The sequence below is a fragment of the Halomonas sp. THAF12 genome, from assembly GCF_009363675.1.
GTDB classification, from domain to species: domain Bacteria; phylum Pseudomonadota; class Gammaproteobacteria; order Pseudomonadales; family Halomonadaceae; genus Halomonas; species Halomonas smyrnensis.
Map to the genome: position 1 here is coordinate 375,582 of NZ_CP045399.1, position 18,656 is coordinate 394,237.

Annotated in this window: 15 protein-coding genes; 9 read left to right on the forward strand and 6 right to left on the reverse strand. The window is 71.9% G+C overall.

Features of this window, described 5'->3' with window-relative positions; genetic code table 11:
• Window positions 1-2 precede the first annotated feature (2 nt).
• Together FIU88_RS01695 and FIU88_RS01700 are read left to right on the forward strand one after the other, a co-directional pair.
• Entirely contained in the window at window positions 3-2,033 is a 2,031-nt protein-coding gene (locus tag FIU88_RS01695) for a CocE/NonD family hydrolase (protein WP_152477951.1), read from the forward strand.
• A gap of 80 nt (window positions 2,034-2,113) precedes the next feature.
• Window positions 2,114-3,487, forward strand: a complete 1,374-nt coding sequence (locus FIU88_RS01700; protein ID WP_152477952.1) for an MFS transporter — start codon at window positions 2,114-2,116, stop codon at window positions 3,485-3,487.
• Window positions 3,488-3,707: 220 nt separating this feature from the next.
• Here the strand turns inward: FIU88_RS01700 and FIU88_RS01705 are convergent, their stop codons facing one another.
• Window positions 3,708-4,346, reverse strand: coding sequence for a flavin reductase family protein (locus tag FIU88_RS01705; protein WP_172977636.1), 639 nt, complete (start codon window positions 4,344-4,346; stop codon window positions 3,708-3,710).
• A 97-nt stretch (window positions 4,347-4,443) separates the two neighbouring features.
• Here FIU88_RS01705 and FIU88_RS01710 point away from each other — a divergent pair, with 97 nt between their 5' ends.
• The 7 genes from FIU88_RS01710 to modC all read left to right on the forward strand — a co-directional run bounded on the left by FIU88_RS01710 (window position 4,444) and on the right by modC (window position 12,552).
• On the forward strand, window positions 4,444-4,971 hold the full coding sequence (locus tag FIU88_RS01710; protein ID WP_016855235.1) for a TIGR02281 family clan AA aspartic protease: 528 nt from the start codon (window positions 4,444-4,446) through the stop codon (window positions 4,969-4,971).
• Window positions 4,972-5,019: 48 nt separating this feature from the next.
• Window positions 5,020-6,705, forward strand: coding sequence for a VRR-NUC domain-containing protein (locus FIU88_RS01715; RefSeq protein WP_172977742.1), 1,686 nt, complete (start codon window positions 5,020-5,022; stop codon window positions 6,703-6,705).
• Window positions 6,690-8,966: an ATP-dependent DNA helicase gene (locus tag FIU88_RS01720; protein WP_152477954.1), complete on the forward strand. Its 2,277-nt coding sequence runs from the start codon at window positions 6,690-6,692 to the stop codon at window positions 8,964-8,966. The genes FIU88_RS01715 and FIU88_RS01720 overlap by 16 nt, the downstream gene beginning before the upstream one ends.
• A gap of 50 nt (window positions 8,967-9,016) precedes the next feature.
• Complete coding sequence (locus tag FIU88_RS01725; protein WP_152477955.1) at window positions 9,017-9,382, forward strand: winged helix-turn-helix domain-containing protein; 366 nt, start codon at window positions 9,017-9,019, stop codon at window positions 9,380-9,382.
• Window positions 9,383-9,638: 256 nt separating this feature from the next.
• Window positions 9,639-10,463, forward strand: coding sequence for a molybdate ABC transporter substrate-binding protein (modA, locus tag FIU88_RS01730; RefSeq protein WP_152477956.1), 825 nt, complete (start codon window positions 9,639-9,641; stop codon window positions 10,461-10,463).
• A gap of 3 nt (window positions 10,464-10,466) precedes the next feature.
• Complete coding sequence (gene modB, locus FIU88_RS01735) at window positions 10,467-11,162, forward strand: molybdate ABC transporter permease subunit (RefSeq protein ID WP_152477957.1); 696 nt, start codon at window positions 10,467-10,469, stop codon at window positions 11,160-11,162.
• A 247-nt stretch (window positions 11,163-11,409) separates the two neighbouring features.
• Window positions 11,410-12,552 (forward strand): molybdenum ABC transporter ATP-binding protein, encoded by a 1,143-nt coding sequence (modC, locus tag FIU88_RS01740; protein WP_152477958.1) that lies wholly within the window; start codon window positions 11,410-11,412, stop codon window positions 12,550-12,552.
• A 150-nt stretch (window positions 12,553-12,702) separates the two neighbouring features.
• On the opposite strand, the gene FIU88_RS01745 is transcribed toward modC, so the two are convergent.
• From FIU88_RS01745 to FIU88_RS01765, 5 genes are all read right to left on the reverse strand, one after another.
• The gene (locus FIU88_RS01745; RefSeq protein WP_152477959.1) at window positions 12,703-13,896 is read right to left on the reverse strand and encodes an amino acid deaminase; all 1,194 of its coding nucleotides are present in this window, start codon (window positions 13,894-13,896) and stop codon (window positions 12,703-12,705) included.
• Window positions 13,897-13,907: 11 nt separating this feature from the next.
• Complete coding sequence (locus FIU88_RS01750; RefSeq protein ID WP_016855227.1) at window positions 13,908-15,734, reverse strand: monovalent cation:proton antiporter-2 (CPA2) family protein; 1,827 nt, start codon at window positions 15,732-15,734, stop codon at window positions 13,908-13,910.
• A gap of 68 nt (window positions 15,735-15,802) precedes the next feature.
• Window positions 15,803-16,024: a DUF3565 domain-containing protein gene (locus tag FIU88_RS01755; protein ID WP_016855226.1), complete on the reverse strand. Its 222-nt coding sequence runs from the start codon at window positions 16,022-16,024 to the stop codon at window positions 15,803-15,805.
• A gap of 1 nt (window position 16,025) precedes the next feature.
• The gene (locus FIU88_RS01760; RefSeq protein WP_016855225.1) at window positions 16,026-16,430 is read right to left on the reverse strand and encodes an NUDIX domain-containing protein; all 405 of its coding nucleotides are present in this window, start codon (window positions 16,428-16,430) and stop codon (window positions 16,026-16,028) included.
• 69 nt (window positions 16,431-16,499) lie between these two features.
• Window positions 16,500-18,587 (reverse strand): TonB-dependent receptor, encoded by a 2,088-nt coding sequence (locus FIU88_RS01765; protein WP_152477960.1) that lies wholly within the window; start codon window positions 18,585-18,587, stop codon window positions 16,500-16,502.
• Window positions 18,588-18,656 lie beyond the last annotated feature (69 nt).

Consider the following 18,656-nt stretch of genomic DNA (forward strand, 5'->3'; position numbering starts at 1 on the left):
GGATGCGCATCGTCGAGGACTTTTCCCGCAGGGTTCAGGAGCAGGAAACCTGGATTCCCATGGCCGACGGCACGCGCCTGGCGGCCCGCATCTGGCGGCCGCTGGACGCCGAGGAGCACCCGGTGCCGGCGATCCTCGAGTACCTGCCCTATCGCAAGCGCGACCTCACCGCCGCCCGCGACGTCCAGAGCCATTCCTACTGGGCCGGCCACGGCTATGCGGGGGTGCGGGTCGACATCCGCGGCACCGGCGAGTCCGATGGCGTGCTCACCGACGAGTACCTGCCCGAGGAGCTGGCCGATGGCGTGGCGATCATCGAGTGGCTGGTCGCCCAGCCCTGGTGCAGCGGCGAGGTCGGCATGATCGGCATCTCCTGGGGCGGCTTCAACGGCCTTCAGATCGCCGCCCTGCGGCCGCCGGCGCTCAAGGCGGTGATCACCCTGTGCTCCACCGACGACCGCTACGCCGACGACATCCACCACATGGGCGGCTGCCTGCTGGGCGACAACCTGTCCTGGGCCTCGACCATGTTCGACGGCAACGCCTGCCCGCCGGACCCGGCGCTGGTCGGCGACCGCTGGCGCGACATGTGGCTCGAGCGCCTCGACGGCAGCGGCCTGTGGCTGGCCCAGTGGCTCGAGCACCAGCGCCGCGACCACTACTGGAAACACGGCTCGGTGTGCGAGGACTTCGCCGCCATCCGCTGCCCGGTGTACGCCATCAGCGGCTGGGCCGACGGCTACTGCAACGCCGTCTTCCGCCTGCTGGCGGGGCTCGAGGTGCCGCGCAAGGGGCTGGTCGGCCCCTGGTCGCACAAGTATCCGCACCTGGGCGTGCCGGGGCCGGCCATCGGTTTCCTGCAGGAATCGTTGCGCTGGTGGGACCAGTGGCTCAAGGGGCGTGACACCGGGATCATGGACGAGCCGATGCTGCGGGTGTGGATGCAGGAGTCGGTGCCGCCCTCGGCGCGCTACGCCGAGCGACCGGGGCGCTGGGTGGCCGAGCCGAGCTGGCCGTCGCCGCGCATCGTGCCGGCATCGTTCCGCTTGAGCGTGGGCCACGACCTGCTGCCCGAGGCGCCGGACGCGGCGGGGGACGACGAGGTGATGACGCTGCGCTCGCCGCTCTCGGTGGGGCTCTACGCCGGCAAGTGGTGCTCCTACAACGCGCCGCCGGACCTGCCCCACGATCAGCGCGACGAGGACGGCGGCTGCCTGGTGTTCCAGACGCCGCGGCTGGAGGAGGCGATCGAGATCTGCGGCCAGCCCACGGTCGAGCTGGAGCTCGAGGCCGACCGGCCGGTGGCCATGGTGGCGCTGCGGCTGATCGACGTCGCCGAGGACGACAAGGCCACCCGGGTGTCCTACGGCCTCTTGAACCTGACCCATCGCGACAGCGACGAGCATCCCGAGCCGCTGGAGCCCGGCCGGCGCTATCGGGTGACGGTGGCGCTCAAGCACATCGCCCAGCAGTTCCCGGCCGGGCACGCGATCCGGCTGTCGCTGTCCACCAGCTACTGGCCGCTGGCCTGGCCGGCGCCGCGGCCGGTCACCCTGACCCTGTGCCCCGGGCGCAGCCGTTTGATGCTGCCGGTGCGCGCGCCGCAGACCGAGGAGGAGGCGGCGCTGCCGGCCTTCCTCGAGCCCGAGGGCGCGCCGCCGATCGCCAAGACCCTGATCCAGCCCACCCAGGAGAGCTGGCGGGTGATCCGCGACCTGGCCAACGACCAGACCACCCTCGAGGTGATCAACGACGAGGGCCGCTACCGGCTCGACGCCATCGACCTGGAGATCGCCGGGCGGGTCACCGAGCGCTACCGCTACTCCTACGGCAGCTACGACAGCGTCAGCGGCTGGACCGAATGGGAACGCACCTTCCGGCGCGGCGACTGGGAGGTGCGCACCCTGACCCGCACGCTGATGACCAGCGACCCGGACAGCTTCCGCCTGCGCGCCACCCTGGACGCCTGGGAGGGCGAGACGCGCATCTTCGCCCGCACCTGGGACGAGACGATTCCGCGGGATCTGGTGTAGCGGGGATAGGGGGCGTCCTCGATGGTCGGCGAGAGGCGCGGCTGCTATCTTGGCCTCTTTCGCGACAGGGATGCCCCGCCATGAGCGTGACCACCGCCGACGCGCCCGCGACGCCCCGGGCCTCGCGCAAGGAGATCCTGGGCTGGGCGATGTTCGACTTCGCCAACCAGGCCTACACCCTGCTGATCATCACCGTGGTGTTCGGCGAGCTGTTCACCACGGTGATCGTCGGCGACCGCGGCGACGGCTACCGGCTTGCCAACTTCCTGTGGAGCCTGGCGCTGGCGATCAGCTATCTGCTGGTGGTGATCACCGGGCCGCTGTGCGGGGCGGTGATGGACTACCGGGCGGAGAAGAAGCGCTTCCTGTTCGCCAGCTACGTGGTCACCATCGTCGCCACGGCGCTGCTCTACTTCGTCGCCCCGGGCCACGTGTGGCTGGGGCTGATCCTGATCGTGGTCTCGAACTACGCCTACTCCATGGGCGAGTCCTTCATCGCCGCCTTCCTGCCGGGGCTCGGGCCGCCGGAGTCGCTCGGCCGCATCTCCGGCTTCGGCTGGGCGCTGGGCTACGTCGGCGGGCTGTTCGCGGCCGGCTTCACCCTGGTGGTGCTGGGCGAGGCCAGCGCCGAGAACTTCGAGCGCATCCGCTGGGTCGGGCCCTTCGCCGCCGGCTTCTTCCTGGTCACCGCCATTCCCACCTTCCTGTGGGTGAAGGAGCGCGGCACGCCTCAGAACAGCGGCCTGTCCTACCGCACGATCGCCTGGCGGCGGGTCTCGACCACCCTCCACGAGCTGCGACGCTTCCGCGACCTGGCCATCTTCCTGGTGTCGCTGCTGTTCTCCATGGCCGGGGTCTACATCATCATCGCCTTCGCCTTCATCTACGGCGCCCAGGTGATCGGCTGGGACGAGTCGGTGCGCAACCTGATGTTCATCATCGTGCAGATCACCGCCGCCGCCGGGGCGATCGGCTTCGGCGCGATCCAGGACCGCATCGGCACCCGGGGGACCTACCTGATCACCCTGGTGCTGTGGGTGGCGGCGATCCTGGCGATCTGGGCCACGCCCGCGCTCACCGCCTGGCTGAACGCCGCGCTGGGCCTCGACTGGCAGGCCCAGCACCTGTTCCTGCTGGTCGGCTGCCTGGCGGGCCTCAGCCTGGGCTCGAGTCAGTCCGCCAGCCGTGCCCTGGTGGGGCTGTTTTCGCCGAGCCGCAAGGCCGCCGAGTTCTTCGGCTTCTGGGGCCTGGCCAACAAGCTCGCGGGGGTGGTGGGCATCGTCGCCCTGGGGTTGCTGCAGTCGGTGGTCGGCTTACAGGCCTCGATCCTGCTGTGTGCGGGGCTGTTCATCGTCGCCATCCTGATCTGCCTGTTCGTCGATCAGCACAGAGGCATGCGGGCGGCGAGAGAGTGGGAAGCCCGCAACGGTTCCGGCATATCCCACTCCAGCTAGTGTGGGGTATGCCGGGGCAAGCTGGAGCGAGGGGTTTTTGGCCATGGGTGAGGCGACCCTCGCCGAACGGGCTGGCCATGGATGGCCAGCACCGGTCCTGCAAGCGGAGCAGGACGCGAAAGCGCCGCAGGGCCAAAGTAGCGCCCAAGGATGGGTTCATAGCGCCCTCGCGCAAGCTTGCCCCGGCAAGGATGATCTTGCTTGTAGCCGTACTTCGTCTTCAGGCGGGGCGTTCGAGGGCGAACAGGTCGGTGGTGCGGCTGTAATCCGAGCCGGCCATGCGGCCGACCGGGCGCAGCGTCTCGATATCCACGTGGCGGCCGTCCCAGACCTCGGGCTCGGCGTGCACCGCGACCACCTCGGCGAGCACCAGGTTGCCGGCCAGCGGGCTGTCGCCGAAGCGGATCACCTCGCGCAGCCGGCAGCCGAAGGCGATCGGCGACGCGGCGATGCGCGGTACCCTGAGCTCGCCCATCGGCGCCTTGGCCAGCCCGGCGTGGTCGAACTCGTCCTCGCCGCGGGGCAGGCTGGCGCTGGTGGCGTTCAGCGCCTCGGCCAGCGCCTCGCTGCCGACGTGGATCACGCATTCGCCGACCTCGTCGAGGTTCTGAAGGGTGTCCTTGGCCTTGCCCTCGCCGTTGAGCAGCGGCGAGAAGGCCAGCACCGGCGGATTGACGCTGGCCACGTTGAAGAACGAGAAGGGCGCCAGGTTGGCGCGCCCCTCGGCGTCGACGGTGGCCACCCAGGCGATGGGGCGCGGGGCGATGGCGCCGGAGAACAGCCGGTAGATCGTGCCGGCCTCGAGGGCCTCGGCGGACAGGGCGTCGGTGGGCTGGGCATCGGCAGAGGCGTCGCTCATGATCGCTCCTTGAGGGTGAACGAAGGGTCTCATCCCAGCATGGGCGCCGGCGGGCGTCCAGTGTCATGATGGGCGCCGGACGACGGGAGGGCGGTGAATGAGCGAGCAGGGCGGTGGCGTGAGGCGTGCGGGGCTGGGCATGATGCTGGCCTTCTGGGCGCTGCTGATCGGGCTCGGCACCTGGTGGTTCCAGGGCTGGTTCGAGGCGCGGGAGAACCCCAACGCCAACCTCGCCGAGTCGCTGGATGGCGGCCCGCTGACGCTCGCGCGCAACGCCAACGGCCACTTCGTCGCCACCGGGCGCCTCAACGGCGAGCCGGTGACCATGCTGCTCGACACCGGCGCCACCCAGGTGGCCGTGCCCGCCGACCTGGCCGAGCGCCTCGACCTGCCGCGGCACGGCTCGGCCAGCTTCTCCACCGCCAACGGCCGGGTGCGCGGCCACCTGACGGCCCTCGACGAGGTGCGCCTCGGTGGGCTGGTCGCCCGCGACGTCCAGGGCTCCGTCGTGCCGGGCCTCGAGGGCGACACGGTGCTCTTGGGCATGAGCTTCCTCGGCCGCTTCGATCTGCAGATGCGCGGCGACACCCTGACTCTTCGGCTGCCCGAGAAGGGCAAGGGCTGAGTGCCGACGGGGCTCACCCGCCGGCGCGAGGCTGATACCATGGCGACCATGAACAGCGCCACGTCCGCCGCCGTGCTCACGGCCTCCCTGGACGACCCCTTCTACTACCTGGCGAACTTCCAGTGCGTGCTGGACTGGGTGGCCGCGCGCCACGCGGACCTGCTCTCCGAGCCCGAGCGCGCCTTCCTCGCCGACTTCCCGACCCTGCCCCGGGCCTCCCGGGCGCTGCTGGTGCGCATGGTGATGCGCAAGGGCGAGCACTTTCGCGTCTCGCGACTGGCCTACGACGAGATCGGCGACGCCGATGCCGCCCTCGGCCCGCTGATCGAGGCCGGCTGGGTCGAGGCCGCGCCTCCGCTTTCCCTCGGCGAGCTGTTTCGCCAGCTGCGCCTGGCCGAGCTCAGGCGGGCCTTCGCCGACGAGATCGCCGCGGCCGGCCTGCCGAAAAGCGTGGCCAAGGGCGCGCTGCACGCGGCCCTGGCCGAGCGCGGGCTCGAGCCCCGGCGACTGGAGGACTGGTGGCCATCGGCCCCGGATCGCGTGGTGCGCCTGACCCTGATGGAGCGCTGCGATCGGCTCAGGCTGATGTTCTTCGGCAACCTGCGCCAGGACTGGGCGGAGTTCGTGCTCGCCGAGCTCGGCCTGCAGCGCTTCGAGAGCGTGCCCTTCGGTCCGGAGTCCCGCGCCTTCCAGCGTCGCGACGAGGTCGACGCCTACCTGGCCCTGCACCGGCTGCGCGAGCGCCTCGACGACGGCGAGTGCCCGGCGGCGCTGGCCGTCGAGGTGCCGCCGGCGCCCGACAACGCCTGGCTGGCCGCCCGCCGCTCGCGGCTGCTGCTGAAGCTGGGCCGCGAGGCCGAGCGAAGGGGCGAGGCCGAGGCGGCGCTCGACGCCTATGCCGCCGCCGGCCTCGGCGAGGCGCGCGTGCGCCGGCTGCGCCTGCTCGAGCGACGCGGCGAGTTCGCCCTGGCCCATCGGCTGATCGAGGCGGCCGAACCGGTGGACGAGGCCGAGCGCCAGGCGCTGGCCCGGCTGCACCCGCGGCTGTGCCGCAAGCTGGGTCTGCCATCGCCGCCCCACGAGCCGGAGCCCGTGCCCGAACGGCTCGACCTGGTGCTTTCAGCGTCTCCCGGCGGCGTCGAGCGCGCGGTGGCCGAGCACCTGGCCACGCCCCAGGCGCCGGTGCACTTTGTGGAGAACGCCCTGATCACCGGGCTGTTCGGCCTGCTGTGCTGGGACGCGATCTTCGCGCCGCTGCCCGGCGCCTTCTTCCACCCCTTCCACACCGGGCCCGCCGATCTCCACCGCGAGGACTTCGTGGCCCGACGCCGCGACCTGTTCGACGCCTGCCTGGCCGAGCTCGACGACGGCCGCCATCGCGAGACCGTCCGCACACGCTTCGGCGAGAAGCAGGGCCTGGCCTCGCCCTTCGTGCACTGGGGGGCGCTCGACGAGGCGCTCCTCCAGCGCGCCCTGGCCGCCATCCCGCCGGCGCATCTGCGTGCCCTGTTCGAGCGGCTGCTCGACGACCCGCGGGCCAATCGCGCCGGGCTGCCCGATCTGATCCAGTTCTTCCCCGAGGATGAGCAAGGAGAAGGCGGCGTCGGCTATCGGCTGATCGAGGTCAAGGGCCCCGGCGACCGGCTGCAGGACAACCAGCGCCGCTGGCTGGCCTTCTTCCACGCCCATGACATCCCGGTGGCGGTCTGCCACGTGAGATGGGAGGGCGCGTGAGCGAGGCGGGCCGGCGCGTCGCCGTCCGGGCGCTGTGCGAGTTCACCGCCCGCGAGGGCGACCTGGACCATCGCTTCACCCCGGCGCCGAGCGCCCGGGAGGGCATCGAGGGCCACGCCCGGGTGCAAAGCCGGCGCGGCGACGGCTTTGAAGCCGAGGTGGCGCTGTCCGCCGACGTCGCCGGCCTGACCGTGTGCGGCCGCGCCGACGGCTTCGACCCCGCGGCCAAGCGCCTGGAGGAGATCAAGACCCATCGCGGCAGCCTCGAGCGCATGGCCGCCAACCAGCGCGCCCTGCACTGGGCCCAGGCGGAGGCCTACGGGGCGCTGCTGTGCGCCGAGCGCGGCCTTGAGTCGATCACCCTGGCGCTGGTCTACCTGGATATTGCCACCGGCCGCGAGACCGTGCTGACCCGGGAGGCCAGTGCCGCCGAGCTGTGGGCGCGGCTCGAGGCCCACGCCCGGGCCTACGCGGCCTGGGCCGATCAGGAGGCCCGGCATCGCGCGGCGCGGGACGCGGCCCTCGGCGCGCTGGCCTTCCCCCACGGCGACTTTCGCCCCGGCCAGCGGACCCTGGCCGAAGACGCCTACCGCGCCGCCGCCACCGGCCGCTGCCTGCTGGCCGAGGCGCCCACCGGCATCGGCAAGACGCTGGGTACCCTCTATCCGCTGCTCGCCGCCATGCCCCGCCAGGGCCTCGACCGGCTGGCGTTTCTGACCATGAAGACCCCGGGGCGGCGGCTGGCGCTGGACGCCCTGACGGACCTGGGCGCCGACCGCGACTCCGAGCGACTGCCGCTGCGGGTGCTCGAGCTGGTGGCGCGCGACAAGGCCTGCGAGCATCCCGATCGCGCCTGCCACGGAGAATCCTGCCCGCTCGCCCAGGGCTTCTTTGATCGGCTGCCGGCGGCGCGCCGCGACGCCGTGGCCCGCGGCTTCTGGGATCGCGCGTCGCTGCGCGCGCTGGCCCTCGAGCACGGCGTCTGCCCCTACTACCTGGGCCAGGAGCTGGCCCGCTGGGCCGACGTGCTGGTCGGCGACGTCAATCACTACTTCGACGACGGCGCCCTGATCCACGGCCTGGCCCAGGCCGAGGGTACGCGGCTCGGCGTGCTGGTGGACGAGGCCCATAACCTGGTCGACCGGGCCCGCGGCATGTACAGCGCGGGGCTGGATCAGCGCCGGCTCAACCGGCTGCGCAAGGGCGCGCCGCCGGCGCTGTCGAGGCCGCTGTCGCGGCTCGCGCGGCGCTGGCAGGACCTGCTGCGCGAGGCCGAGGAGCGGGAGTGGCAGGCGCTGGACGAGGTGCCGGGCGGGCTGCTCGGCGCCCTGCAGCAGGCGGTGGCGGCGATCACCGACTACCTGGGCGAGCATCCCGCCGGGGCCGATCCGGCGCTGCAGGAGTTCCTGTTCGAGGCGCTGGCCTTCGCCCGGCGCGCCGAGACCTTCGGCGAGCACTCGCTGTGCGAGCTCGAGCGCCACGGCCGCGGCCGGGCCAGGCTTTCGATCCGCAACCTGGTGCCGGCGGACTTCCTGGCGCCGCGCTTCCGCGCCGCCCGCTGTGCGGTGCTGTTCTCGGCGACCCTGAGCCCGCCGGGCTATCATCGCGACCTGCTGGGCCTGCCCGACGATACCGTCATCCGCAGCGTGCCCGCGCCCTTCGTCGCCGAGCAGCTGGAGGTGCGGCTGCGCCGCGACGTCTCGACCCGGCTGCGCGATCGCGAGGCGTCGCTTTCGCCCATCGTCGCCGAGCTGGCCGGCCAGTACCGGCGCCGCCCCGGCCACTACCTGGCCTTCTTCAGCAGCTTCGCCTATCTGGAGGCGGCGCTTTCGCGCTTCCGCGAGGAATGCCCCGAGATCCCGGTGCGCGCCCAGCGGCGCGGCATGAAGGAAGACGAGCGCGAGGCCTTCCTGGCCGGCTTTGCGCCCGGCGAGACCGGCATCGCCTTCGCGGTGCTTGGCGGCGCCTTCGCCGAGGGCATCGACCTGCCCGGCGAGCGGCTGGTGGGCGCCTTCGTGGCGAGCCTCGGCCTGCCGCCCTTCGACGCCTACCATGCGGCGCTGGAGGCGCGGCTGGAGACGCGCTTCGGCCGCGGCTTCGACTACGCCTACCGGGTGCCCGGCATGATCAAGGTGGTGCAGGCCGCCGGCCGGGTGATCCGCGGCCCCGATGACCGCGGCGTGGTGGTGCTGATGGACGACCGCTTCGCCCGGGCCGAGAATCTCGCCCTGCTGCCCGACTGGTGGCGGCTGGCGACCTGAGCTGCGCCGCACGATGTCGCTATGCCGCTCTTGCCGACGAGGACACGCCGATGACCCGAACCCGCCATGAACGCCCCACCTTCCAGCTGCGGCTGGTCGCCGACCGCGACGTGGTGCTGGGGCCCGGCAAGATCGACCTGCTGGCGGCGATCGCCCGGGAGGGCTCGATCACCGCGGCCAGCCGTGCGCTGAACATGAGCTACAAGAAGGCCTGGCAGCTGATCGAGACCATGAATCGCCACTTCCCGAGCGAGGTGATCGCCACCAGCACCGGCGGCAGCACCCGCGGCGGGGCCGAGCTCACGTCGCTGGGCGAGGAGCTGCTGGCGCGCTACCGGGCGATCGAGCGCCGCCTCGACCCCGAGGCCTGCGACGATGCCCGGGCGCTGCTCGCGCTGATGGCGGGGGAGGCATAGGCGGCCGTCGACAGGTTTCGGAGGGCGCTGTGCCCCCTTCCCTGGGCGCCTGCTTCGCTCACGCGTCCTGCTCCGCTTGCAGGACCTGTGCTGGCCATCCATGGCCAGCCCGTTCGAAGCAGTGCTTCTCACCCATGGCGTAGGACCCTCGCTTCGACCTGCCCCCGGCCTTCTGTGCGCGTGTCTTCGTGCTTGCCCGGGCGTTCATCGAGCGCTAACGTTCCGTTGTTTCCAGCAAGACATAACGGGAGTCTTCATGCCGTCGTGCACCGCTCGTCATCCGCTGCGCGTCCTCGGCGCCGGCCTCGTCCTGGCGCTGGGCGCCGCCGTCGTGCCGGCCCGGGCCGAGCCCGACGCCAAGGTGCACATCTTCGCCGCCGCCTCGCTCACCGATGCCCTGGACAGCGCCATCGCGCGCTTCGAAGCGAGCCACGACGTCGACGTGGTGCCGGTCTATGCCTCCTCGTCCACCGCGGCGCGCCAGGTCGCCCGGGGCGCGCCGGCCGACCTCTATTTCTCCGCCAACGAGCAGTGGATGGACTGGCTGGGCGAGCAGGGCATCGAACTCGCCGAGCGGGCCGACCTGCTGCAGAATCGCCTGTCGCTGATCGCCGCCGCCGACGAGCCGGCGTCCTTCACCCCCGGCAAGGGCACGCCGCTCGGCGCGCTGCTGGCCGACGGCGAACGCCTGTCGGTGGGCGATCCCGACCACGTGCCGGCCGGCATCTACGCCCGCCAGGCGCTCGAGTCCCTCGGCGAGTGGGAGGCGCTGGCCCCGCGCCTGGCCCGGGCCGACAACGTGCGCGCCGCCCTGGCGCTGGTCGAGCGCGGCGAGGCGCCGCTGGGCATCGTCTATCGCACCGACGCCCTGGCCAGCGACCGGGTGCACGAGCTGGGCCGGTTCCCTCGCGACAGCCACCCGGCGATCCGCTATCCGGTGGCGCTGATCGACCCGCCGGCCGATGACGCCGCCGAGGTCTTCCGCGCCTGGCTGGGCGGCGCCGAGGCCCGGGCCATCTTCACCCGCTTCGGTTTCGACGCCGCCGGCGCCGAGCCGGCCGCCGACGGCGCCGAGGGCTAGTCGATGCTGTCGCCGGTGGAGGTCGAGGCCATCCTGATCAGCCTGCGCGTGGCGGGCACCGCGGTGGCCTGGATCCTGGTGCCGGGCATCGCCCTGGCGTGGCTGATGGCGCGCCGCGAGTTCCGCGGCAAGGCGCTGCTCGACGGCGTGCTGCACCTGCCGCTGGTGCTGCCGCCGGTGGTGGTCGGCTATCTGCTGCTGCTGTCGCTGGGCCGCCAGGGCTGGCTGGGCCGGTGGCTGAACGAGTGGTTCGCGGTGAGCCTGCCCTTCAGCTGGCAGGGCGCGGCGGTGGCCGGCGGGGTGATGGCCTTCCCGCTCTTGGTGCGGGCCGTGCGGCTGTCGCTGGAGGCGGTGGACGTCGACCTGGAGGCCGCGGCCAGCACCCTGGGCGCCGGCCGCCTGCGGGTGCTGTTCACCATCACCCTGCCGCTGGCGCTGCCGGGGCTCCTGACCGGCACCGTGCTGGCCTTCGCCCGGGCGCTGTCGGAGTTCGGTGCCACCATCACCTTCGCCGCCAACATTCCCGGCGAGACCCGCACCCTGCCGCTGGCGCTCTACACGCTGATCCAGACCCCCGGTCAGGAAGGCGCGGCGGCGCGGCTGTGTGCGCTGTCGGTGGTCATCGCCATGGTCTCGCTGGTGGCCTCGGAGTGGCTGGCCCGGCGGGCCCGACGCCGGCTTCGCCAGCGCGATGGATGAAGGCCCCCTGCGCAGCGATGAGCTATTCCGGCGCCAAGTCGAGCGAGGGCGCTATGAACCCTTCCATGGGCGCTACTTTGGCCCTGCGGCGCGCTCGCGTCCTGCTCCGCTTACAGGACCGGTGCTGGCCATCCATGGCCAGCCCGTTCGGCGAGGGTCACTTCACCCATGGCCAAAAACCCCTCGCTCTGGCTCGTCCCCGGCGCTCATCACGACCCGAATGGGTAAGGAGTCTTGAGAGGATGCCATGTCATATGTGACCGCCGCCCATGACGGCGCCGCCGGCGAGCGCTCGGCGCTGACCCTGGACGTCGAGCAGCGCCTCGGCGACTTCTCGCTGTCGGCGTCGCTGGCGCTGCCTGCGAGCGGCGTCACCGCGCTGTTCGGTCCCTCCGGCAGCGGCAAGACCAGCCTGCTCAGGATGATCGCCGGGCTCGATGCGCCGCACCGCGGGGCGATCCGCCTCGGCGACGAGACGCTGGTGGACACCGCGCGTGGCGTTCGGGTGCCGCCGCACCGGCGTCATCTGGGCGTGGTGTTCCAGGAGCCGCGGCTGTTTCCCCACTACCGGGTGCGAGGCAATCTCGCCTACGGCATGCGCGGCGCCGGGCGCGAGCGCTTCGATGCCGTGGTCGAGCTGCTCGGCATCGGCGCGCTGCTGGAGCGTTTCCCGGCCACGCTGTCCGGCGGCGAGGCGCGCCGGGTGGCGATCGGCCGGGCGCTGCTCAGCGAGCCGCGGCTGCTGCTGATGGACGAGCCGCTGACCGGCCTCGACGGCGCCCGCAAGCAGGAGCTCCTGGACTACATCGCGCGGCTGGCCGGCGACATCGACATTCCCATCGTCTACGTCAGCCACGATCCCGACGAGCTGACCGCCATCGCCGACCACCTGGTGCTGCTCGAGCAGGGCCGGGTGGTCGCCGACGGCCCGCTGGACGCGCTGCTGCAGCGCTTCGAGCTCACCGAGCGGCTGGGCGGCTTCGATGCCGCGACCCTGGTCATGGCGACGGTGGAGGAACACGACCCGCACTATGCGCTGAGCCGGCTGCGCCTGGCCGACGGCCAGCGGCTGACGCTGCCCGCGGTGGACGCCGCGCCCGGCACGCGGCTGCGGCTGCGCATCCCGGTGCGCGAGGTGGCGCTGGCATTGGACGAACCCGGCGTCATCAGCTATCGCAACCGGCTGCGCGCGACGGTCGAGGAGATCGGGCCGTCGCGGCCCGGGCAGGCCGCCGTGGAGCTGCGCCTGCGGCTCGGTGAGAAGGGTGCCGACGAGCAGAGGCTGCGCGCGCGGCTGACCCGCAAGTCCCTCGACGAGATGGGACTCGAGCCAGGCATGTCGGTCATCGCCCTGGTGCGCAGCGTGGCCTTTGATACCCGGCGGCCCTAGGCTTTTACGAAAAGTGCCTGCGCTCGCCCATACGGCGTTAAAAATCGGCTCAAAGTACTCATTTACAGCTTGTAAACTCCGCCTTTTCACCGAGTTTTGCCTTGTCTGGCCTTCGCTCGTCGACTTTTCGCACAAAGCCTGGATAAGGCTCTAGAAGTACGTCTCCCAGGTGTCGACGACGGTCAGGCCGTCGTCGACGAGGTGGATCAGCCGCCACTTGTCGAAGGTCAGGCAGGGGTGGGAGGCGCCGAAGGCGACCACGTCGCCCACGCGCACGTCGCCGGCATCTTCCGGCAGGGCGACGAAGGTGTGCTGATCCATCTGCCTGGTGACGTCCCAGCCCGCCACCGACAGCGGCGCCTCGACGCGGCCGCCTTCCCGATAGCGCACCAGCGGCTCGGGCAGGCGGTCGCCGCCGATATCGCGCTTGCCGAGCGCCACGATGGCGAGCCCCGGCTCCGGCAGCGACTGCACCTGGGCGTAGACCGTGAGCGCCGGGCGCAGGCCCTCGTGCAGGTCCGGGCGACGCGCCAGCACGCCGCGCTGGGCCTCGCGGTAGAGGCCGTGGTCGTGCACCACGTAGCAGCCCGGGCGCAGCACCGGGGTGAAGCGGCCCTCGAGGCCGCCGTCGCGGAAGGCCTCGGCGATCAGGTCGTACCAGGCCGAGCCCGAGGCGGTGACGATCGGCGATGCGACGCCGAACAGTCCCTCGTCCGCCAGCCGGTGAAGGTTCTCCACCAGCCGCTCGGCGTAGGCGCGAATCCTCGCCGCCGGATCGTCGCCGTGGACCACGCCCTCGTAGCCCTCCAGGCCGGCCAGCGTCAGCCCCGGCCGTGCGGCGATGTCCCGGGCCAGCGCCGCGATCTGCGCGTCGTCTCGGCAGCCGCAGCGTCCACCGGCCACGCCCGCCTCGATCAGCACCGGCAGCGTCAGGCCGGCGCTGGCGAAGGCCTCGTCCAGCTCCGCCACGTTGTCGTGGCCGTCCACGGTCACGTAGAGCTCGGCGCCGGCGCGCATCAGGTCGACGGCGATCGCCATGTTGGCGCGGCCGATGAGCTGGTTGGCCAGCAGCAGGCGGGTGGCGCCCTCGGCGAAGGCGGCGCGGCACTGGGGCAGGGTGGCCAGCGTGATGCCCCAGGCGCCGGCCTCGAGCTGGCGGCGAAACAGCGCCGGGGTCATGGTGGTCTTGCCGTGGGGCGCCAGCCGCGCGCCGTGGCGCTCGGCGAAGGCCTGCATCCAGGCCAGGTTATGGGCCAGCGGCGCCTCATGGATCACCGCGGCGGGCAGGCTGACGTCGGCCAGCAGGTCGCGGCCGGTCTCCCGGGTGCCCTTGTGATGGCTCATGGGGTCTCCTGTCACGTGGTGCCGCGCCGCTCCGGTGGGCGCTCGGGCGCGGTGGTGGCGATGTCCTCGTCGGCCTCGAACAGCTCCTCGAGCTCGCGGGCGGCCTGCTGGATGGTCTGGATCTGCTCGCGCTTGTTGCCGAACGATTCGAGCTGGCGCTCCAGGGCCCGCTCGTCGTGGGGGCGGAAGGTCTCCACGGTGTGCTGGGCCTGCTCGCGGGAGATGCCGACGCCGACCAGCACCTCGCGGGTCAGCTCCAGGCTCGCCGGCAGCAGCTCGCGGATGATGTAGGTGACCTCGGCGCGCATCAGCAGCTGGGCGTGGTAGCGGTCCCGCGCCCGGGCGTAGACGCGCAGGTGCGGGAAGCGCCGCTTGACCCGCTGGACGATGCGCATCGAGGTCTCGATGTCGCCGATCGCCACCACCATCACCCGGGCCTTGTCGGCGCCGGCGGCCTCCAGCAGGTCGATGCGCGAGGCGTCGCCGAAGTAGATCTCGGTGCCGTAGCGGCGCACCACGTCGACGCGCTCGGCGTTGCTGTCGAGCACCGTGTAGGGAATCTTCAGCCCCTGCAGGATGCGGCCCATGATCTGCCCGAAGCGCCCGAAGCCGGCGATGATGATCTGCGGCCCGGTGGGTGGCGGCCGGTCGTAGTCGCGGCGCGGCTTGTCGGCCTTCAGCAGCGGGCGGATCAGCCGCGCATGGAGCAGGAACAGCACCGGCGTGGCGGCCATGGACAGCGACACCACCAGCACCAGCAGGCCGACCAGCGAGGCGTCGAGCAGCCCGGCGGCGCCCGCCGCGGTGAGCAGCACGAAGCCGAACTCGCCGCCCTGGGAGAGCAGCGCGCCGAGGTTCAGCGCCGTCTTCCAGTCGCTGCGGTAGAGCCTCGCGGCGAGCGTCATGGAGAGCCACTTGGCGGCCAGCAGGCCGGCGGCGAGGCCCAGCGCCAGGCCGGGCCGCTCGGCCAGCAGACCGATCTGGGCGGTCATGCCCACCGCCATGAAGAACAGCCCCAGCAGCAGGCCGCGGAAGGGCTCGATGTCGGCCTCGATGCTGTGGCGGTACTCGGAGTCGGCCAGCAGCACCCCGGCGATGAAGGCGCCGAGGGCCATGGACAGCCCGGCCAGCTCCATCAGCAGGGCGGCGCCGATCACCACCAGCAGCGCCGTGCCGGCGAACACCTCGCGGCTGCGGGTGCCGGCGGCGAAGCGGAACAGCGGGCGCAGCAGGTAGCGGCCGCCGACGATCAGCCCGACGAAGGCGCCGACGGCGATCAGCGCCTCGGCCAGCAGGTGGGTCCAGCCGCCGCCCAGGGAGGCGCCGCCGGCCAGCAGCGGAATGGCCGCCAGGACCGGAATGGCGGCGATGTCCTGGAACAGCAGCAGGGCGAAGGCGTAGCGGCCGTGGCGGCTGCCCAGCTCGCCGCGCTCGCCCAGCAGCTGCAGCACCAGCGGCGTGGAGCACAGCCCGAGGCTGAAGCCGGCCACCAGCGCCGCGGCGGGCGAGAGGCCCGCCAGCAGGGCCAGGCCGGTGAGCAGCGCCGTGGTCACGGCCACCTGCAGGCTGCCGAAGTGGAACACCGCCTTGCGCATCAGCTTGAGGCGGGCCGGCTTGAGTTCCAGGCCGATCACGAACAGCAGGAACACGATGCCGACCTGGGAGAACTGCAGCACCGCGTCGGCGTCCGGCACCAGGCCCAGCGCCGAGGGGCCGATCACCACGCCGGCGACCAGATAGCCGAGCACCTCGCCGAGGCCCAGCCGCTTGACGAGCGGCACGATCAGCACCGCGGCGGCGAGGAAGATCAGGGCGTTGTAGAGCAGGGCGATGGCCACGTCGGGCTCCTTCGATGGCGGAATGGTGGGAGGGCGGTCTCTCTATCCTATCGCATGCGCCCCGTTGGCTAGGGGGTTAGGAGAGACGGTGCGTCGCGCGGCTCGCCGCGGTCGCACTTGACGCAGGGCAGCGCCAGGCCCAGCCGCGAGCGGCGGCCGGCCTCGGTGGTCACCCAGGGGCGCTCGGCCCAGGGCGGCTGGTGGCGCACGTGCCGATGGTGACCGCAGGCCAGCTCGGCGACCCAGTGGCCTTCGTCGTCGCGGTGATAGCCGACGATCGGCTGTTCCATCTCAGGCCTCCGTCAGGCCGGCGCGGGGCAGCACCTCGTCGCGGGTCAGCGGCGCCAGCGGCAGCGCCTGGGCCTCGGCCGGCGTTACCCAGCGCAGCTCGGCGATCTCGGCGGCGGCCTGCAGCGGGCCTGTGATCTCGGCGCGGAACAGATGGGCGCGCAGCCCGTGGCCGGGCTCGTTGGCGGCGGGCGCGTGGAACTCGCCCAGCGGCGCGAGGCGCGTCGGCGGCTGGCCGAGCTCCTCCTCGAGCTCCCGGGCCAGGGCCTCGGCGGGAGACTCGTCGGGCTCGATCTTGCCGCCGGCCTGCATGAAGGCCTCGGTGCCGCGCTTGCGCACCAGCAGCAGGCGGCCCTCGGCGTCCTCGATCAGGGCGGCGGCGATATGCAGGATGGGGGTGTCATTCATCGGGCAGGCTCCTGGCAACGACGCGGGGCCGCCCCTGAGGCGGCCCCGAGAGAGGCGCGAAGGCGCGGCCTAGAACGCCAGCTCCACGCCGGCGTACACGCTGCGGTCCGGCGCCGTATAGAAGTAGCGGCCATTGTTGGCATTGATGGCGATGTTGTCGTAGTGCTCGCGGTCGAACAGGTTCTGCACGCCCACGTAGGCCTTGAGCATCGTGTCGTCGTCGAGGCGCCAGCCGTCACCGGCGCGCAGGTTGGCCAGCCAGACGTCGTCGACCTTCACGCGGTTGGCGTCGTCGGTGAACATCGAGCCCACGTAGCGGGTCTCCAGGGTGGCGAAGCGCTCGCCGAGGCCCTGCCAGGTCAGCTGGTTGACCCAGGTGCGCTCGGGCAGGCCCGGGATGCGGTGGTTGTCGTAGTTGCCGTCTTCATCCTCGTAGTCCTGGAACTCGTAGCGCGCCAGGGTCAGGGCGCTGTCGAGGCGCCAGTCCTCGGCGAACTGCCAGCCCAGGGCCACTTCCAGGCCGTCCTGACGGCTGCGGCCGGCGTTGCGATAGAAGTCGCGGTCACGTCCCTCGAGCTGGTAGGAGACCAGCGAGTCGCGCACCCGGGTCGAGAACAGCGCCACGTCGTAGTCGAGGCCGGCATCGACGAAGTTGCCGCGCAGGCCGATCTCGCGGTTCCAGGCCTTCTGCGGCTCGAGGTCCGGATTGAAGCCGCCGACGCCGGTCGGGTTGGCGAACTCGGCGAAGGTCGGCGTCTCGTAGGCGGTACCGGTCGAGAGATAGGCCTGGTGGTTCGGCAGGTAGCGATAGCTCAGCCCGGCGCTGCCGCTCCACTGGTCGAAGCTGCGATCGCCGCCGTTGTCGCCATCGGCGAGGTAGTGGTCGTCGATATCGAACCTGGTGTGGTCGAAGCGGGTGCCGAGCGACAGGGTCCAGCGGTCGGTCAGCGCCAGGTCGCCCTGGGCGAAGGCGCCGATCGAGGTGGCGGTCTGGGTCTCGTCGGCGGAGCGCCTGAGATGTTCGCCGTCGATGGCGACGTCATCGCGGTAGCGCTCGTCTTCCTGGCGCGCCACGTCGACGCCGGCCACGTAGCTCAGCGGCAGGCCGCCCAGGGTCAGCGACTGGCGATACTCGGCGCTGCCGCCGTAGTAGTCGCGTTCGTAGGCGACGAAGTTCCCCACGCCGACGGTGCTGCGGGGGCCGGCATAGGCCAGCTGCTGCTCGAAGTCGCGCTGCAGGTAGAAACCGCGCAGGGTCAGCTCGCCGGGGCCGGCGGCCAGATCCTCGTACTCCAGGCCGAGCAGCTGCTGGTCGACCGACTGCCCCGCGCCGATACGCGTCGGCGAGTAGGAGTAATAGCCCAGAGAATCCAGCGTGCCTTCCCGATCTTCGCCGACGCCCTCTTCATCCAGCGCTCCCGGATCCTCGGAGCGCGGGTTGTCGAGCAGGTTGACGATGGCGGTGATCGAGCGGTCGGCGTCCAGCTCGCGGCGCAGCTTGGCGTTGAGCTGGTACTTCTCGACCTCGCTGTGATCGCGATAGCCGTCCATGCCCAGCGCCGAGACGCTGATGTGATGCGACCAGGGGCCCTCGACGCCGCCGTTGCTGAGGGCCAGCTTGCGATAGCCGTCGCTGCCGCCCTCGACGCGCAGCCGGGTGCCCGGATCGCTCTCGCCGTCGGCGGTGGTGACGTCGATCACGCCGCCGGCGGCGTTGCCGTACTGCACCGCCGCCGGGCCGCGGATGATCTCGATGCGTCGGGCGCCGTCCAGATCGATGGCATCGAGCTGGGCCTGGCCGTCGGGCAGGGTGTAGGGAATGCCGTCGACGCGCACCGTGATGCCGCGCACGCCCCAAGGAGTGCGGGCGCCGAAGCCGCGGATCGACACCCGCTCGCCCTGGACGAAGTTGTGACGGTTCTGGAGATACAGCCCCGGCACGGTGGCCAGCGACTCGTTGAGGCGCTCGCGGGACTGGCCCTGGGCGATCGGTTCGTCGTCCACCACCGACACGGCGGCGGGCGTGGCATAGAGCTCACGCTCGAGACGCGATGCGCTGACCGTCAGCGGCTCGAGGGCGAGCTCGGCGGCCTGCCCGGCGGCGGGCAGCAGCAACAGGGGCGTCATCAGGGTGGGGGCGAGTGACCGTCGGGGCATGGGGCGTCGAGTCTCCGGGGCGGAAAATGAGGGCGCGAATGTTCTCATTCTAACGAGTGTCAGGCAAAT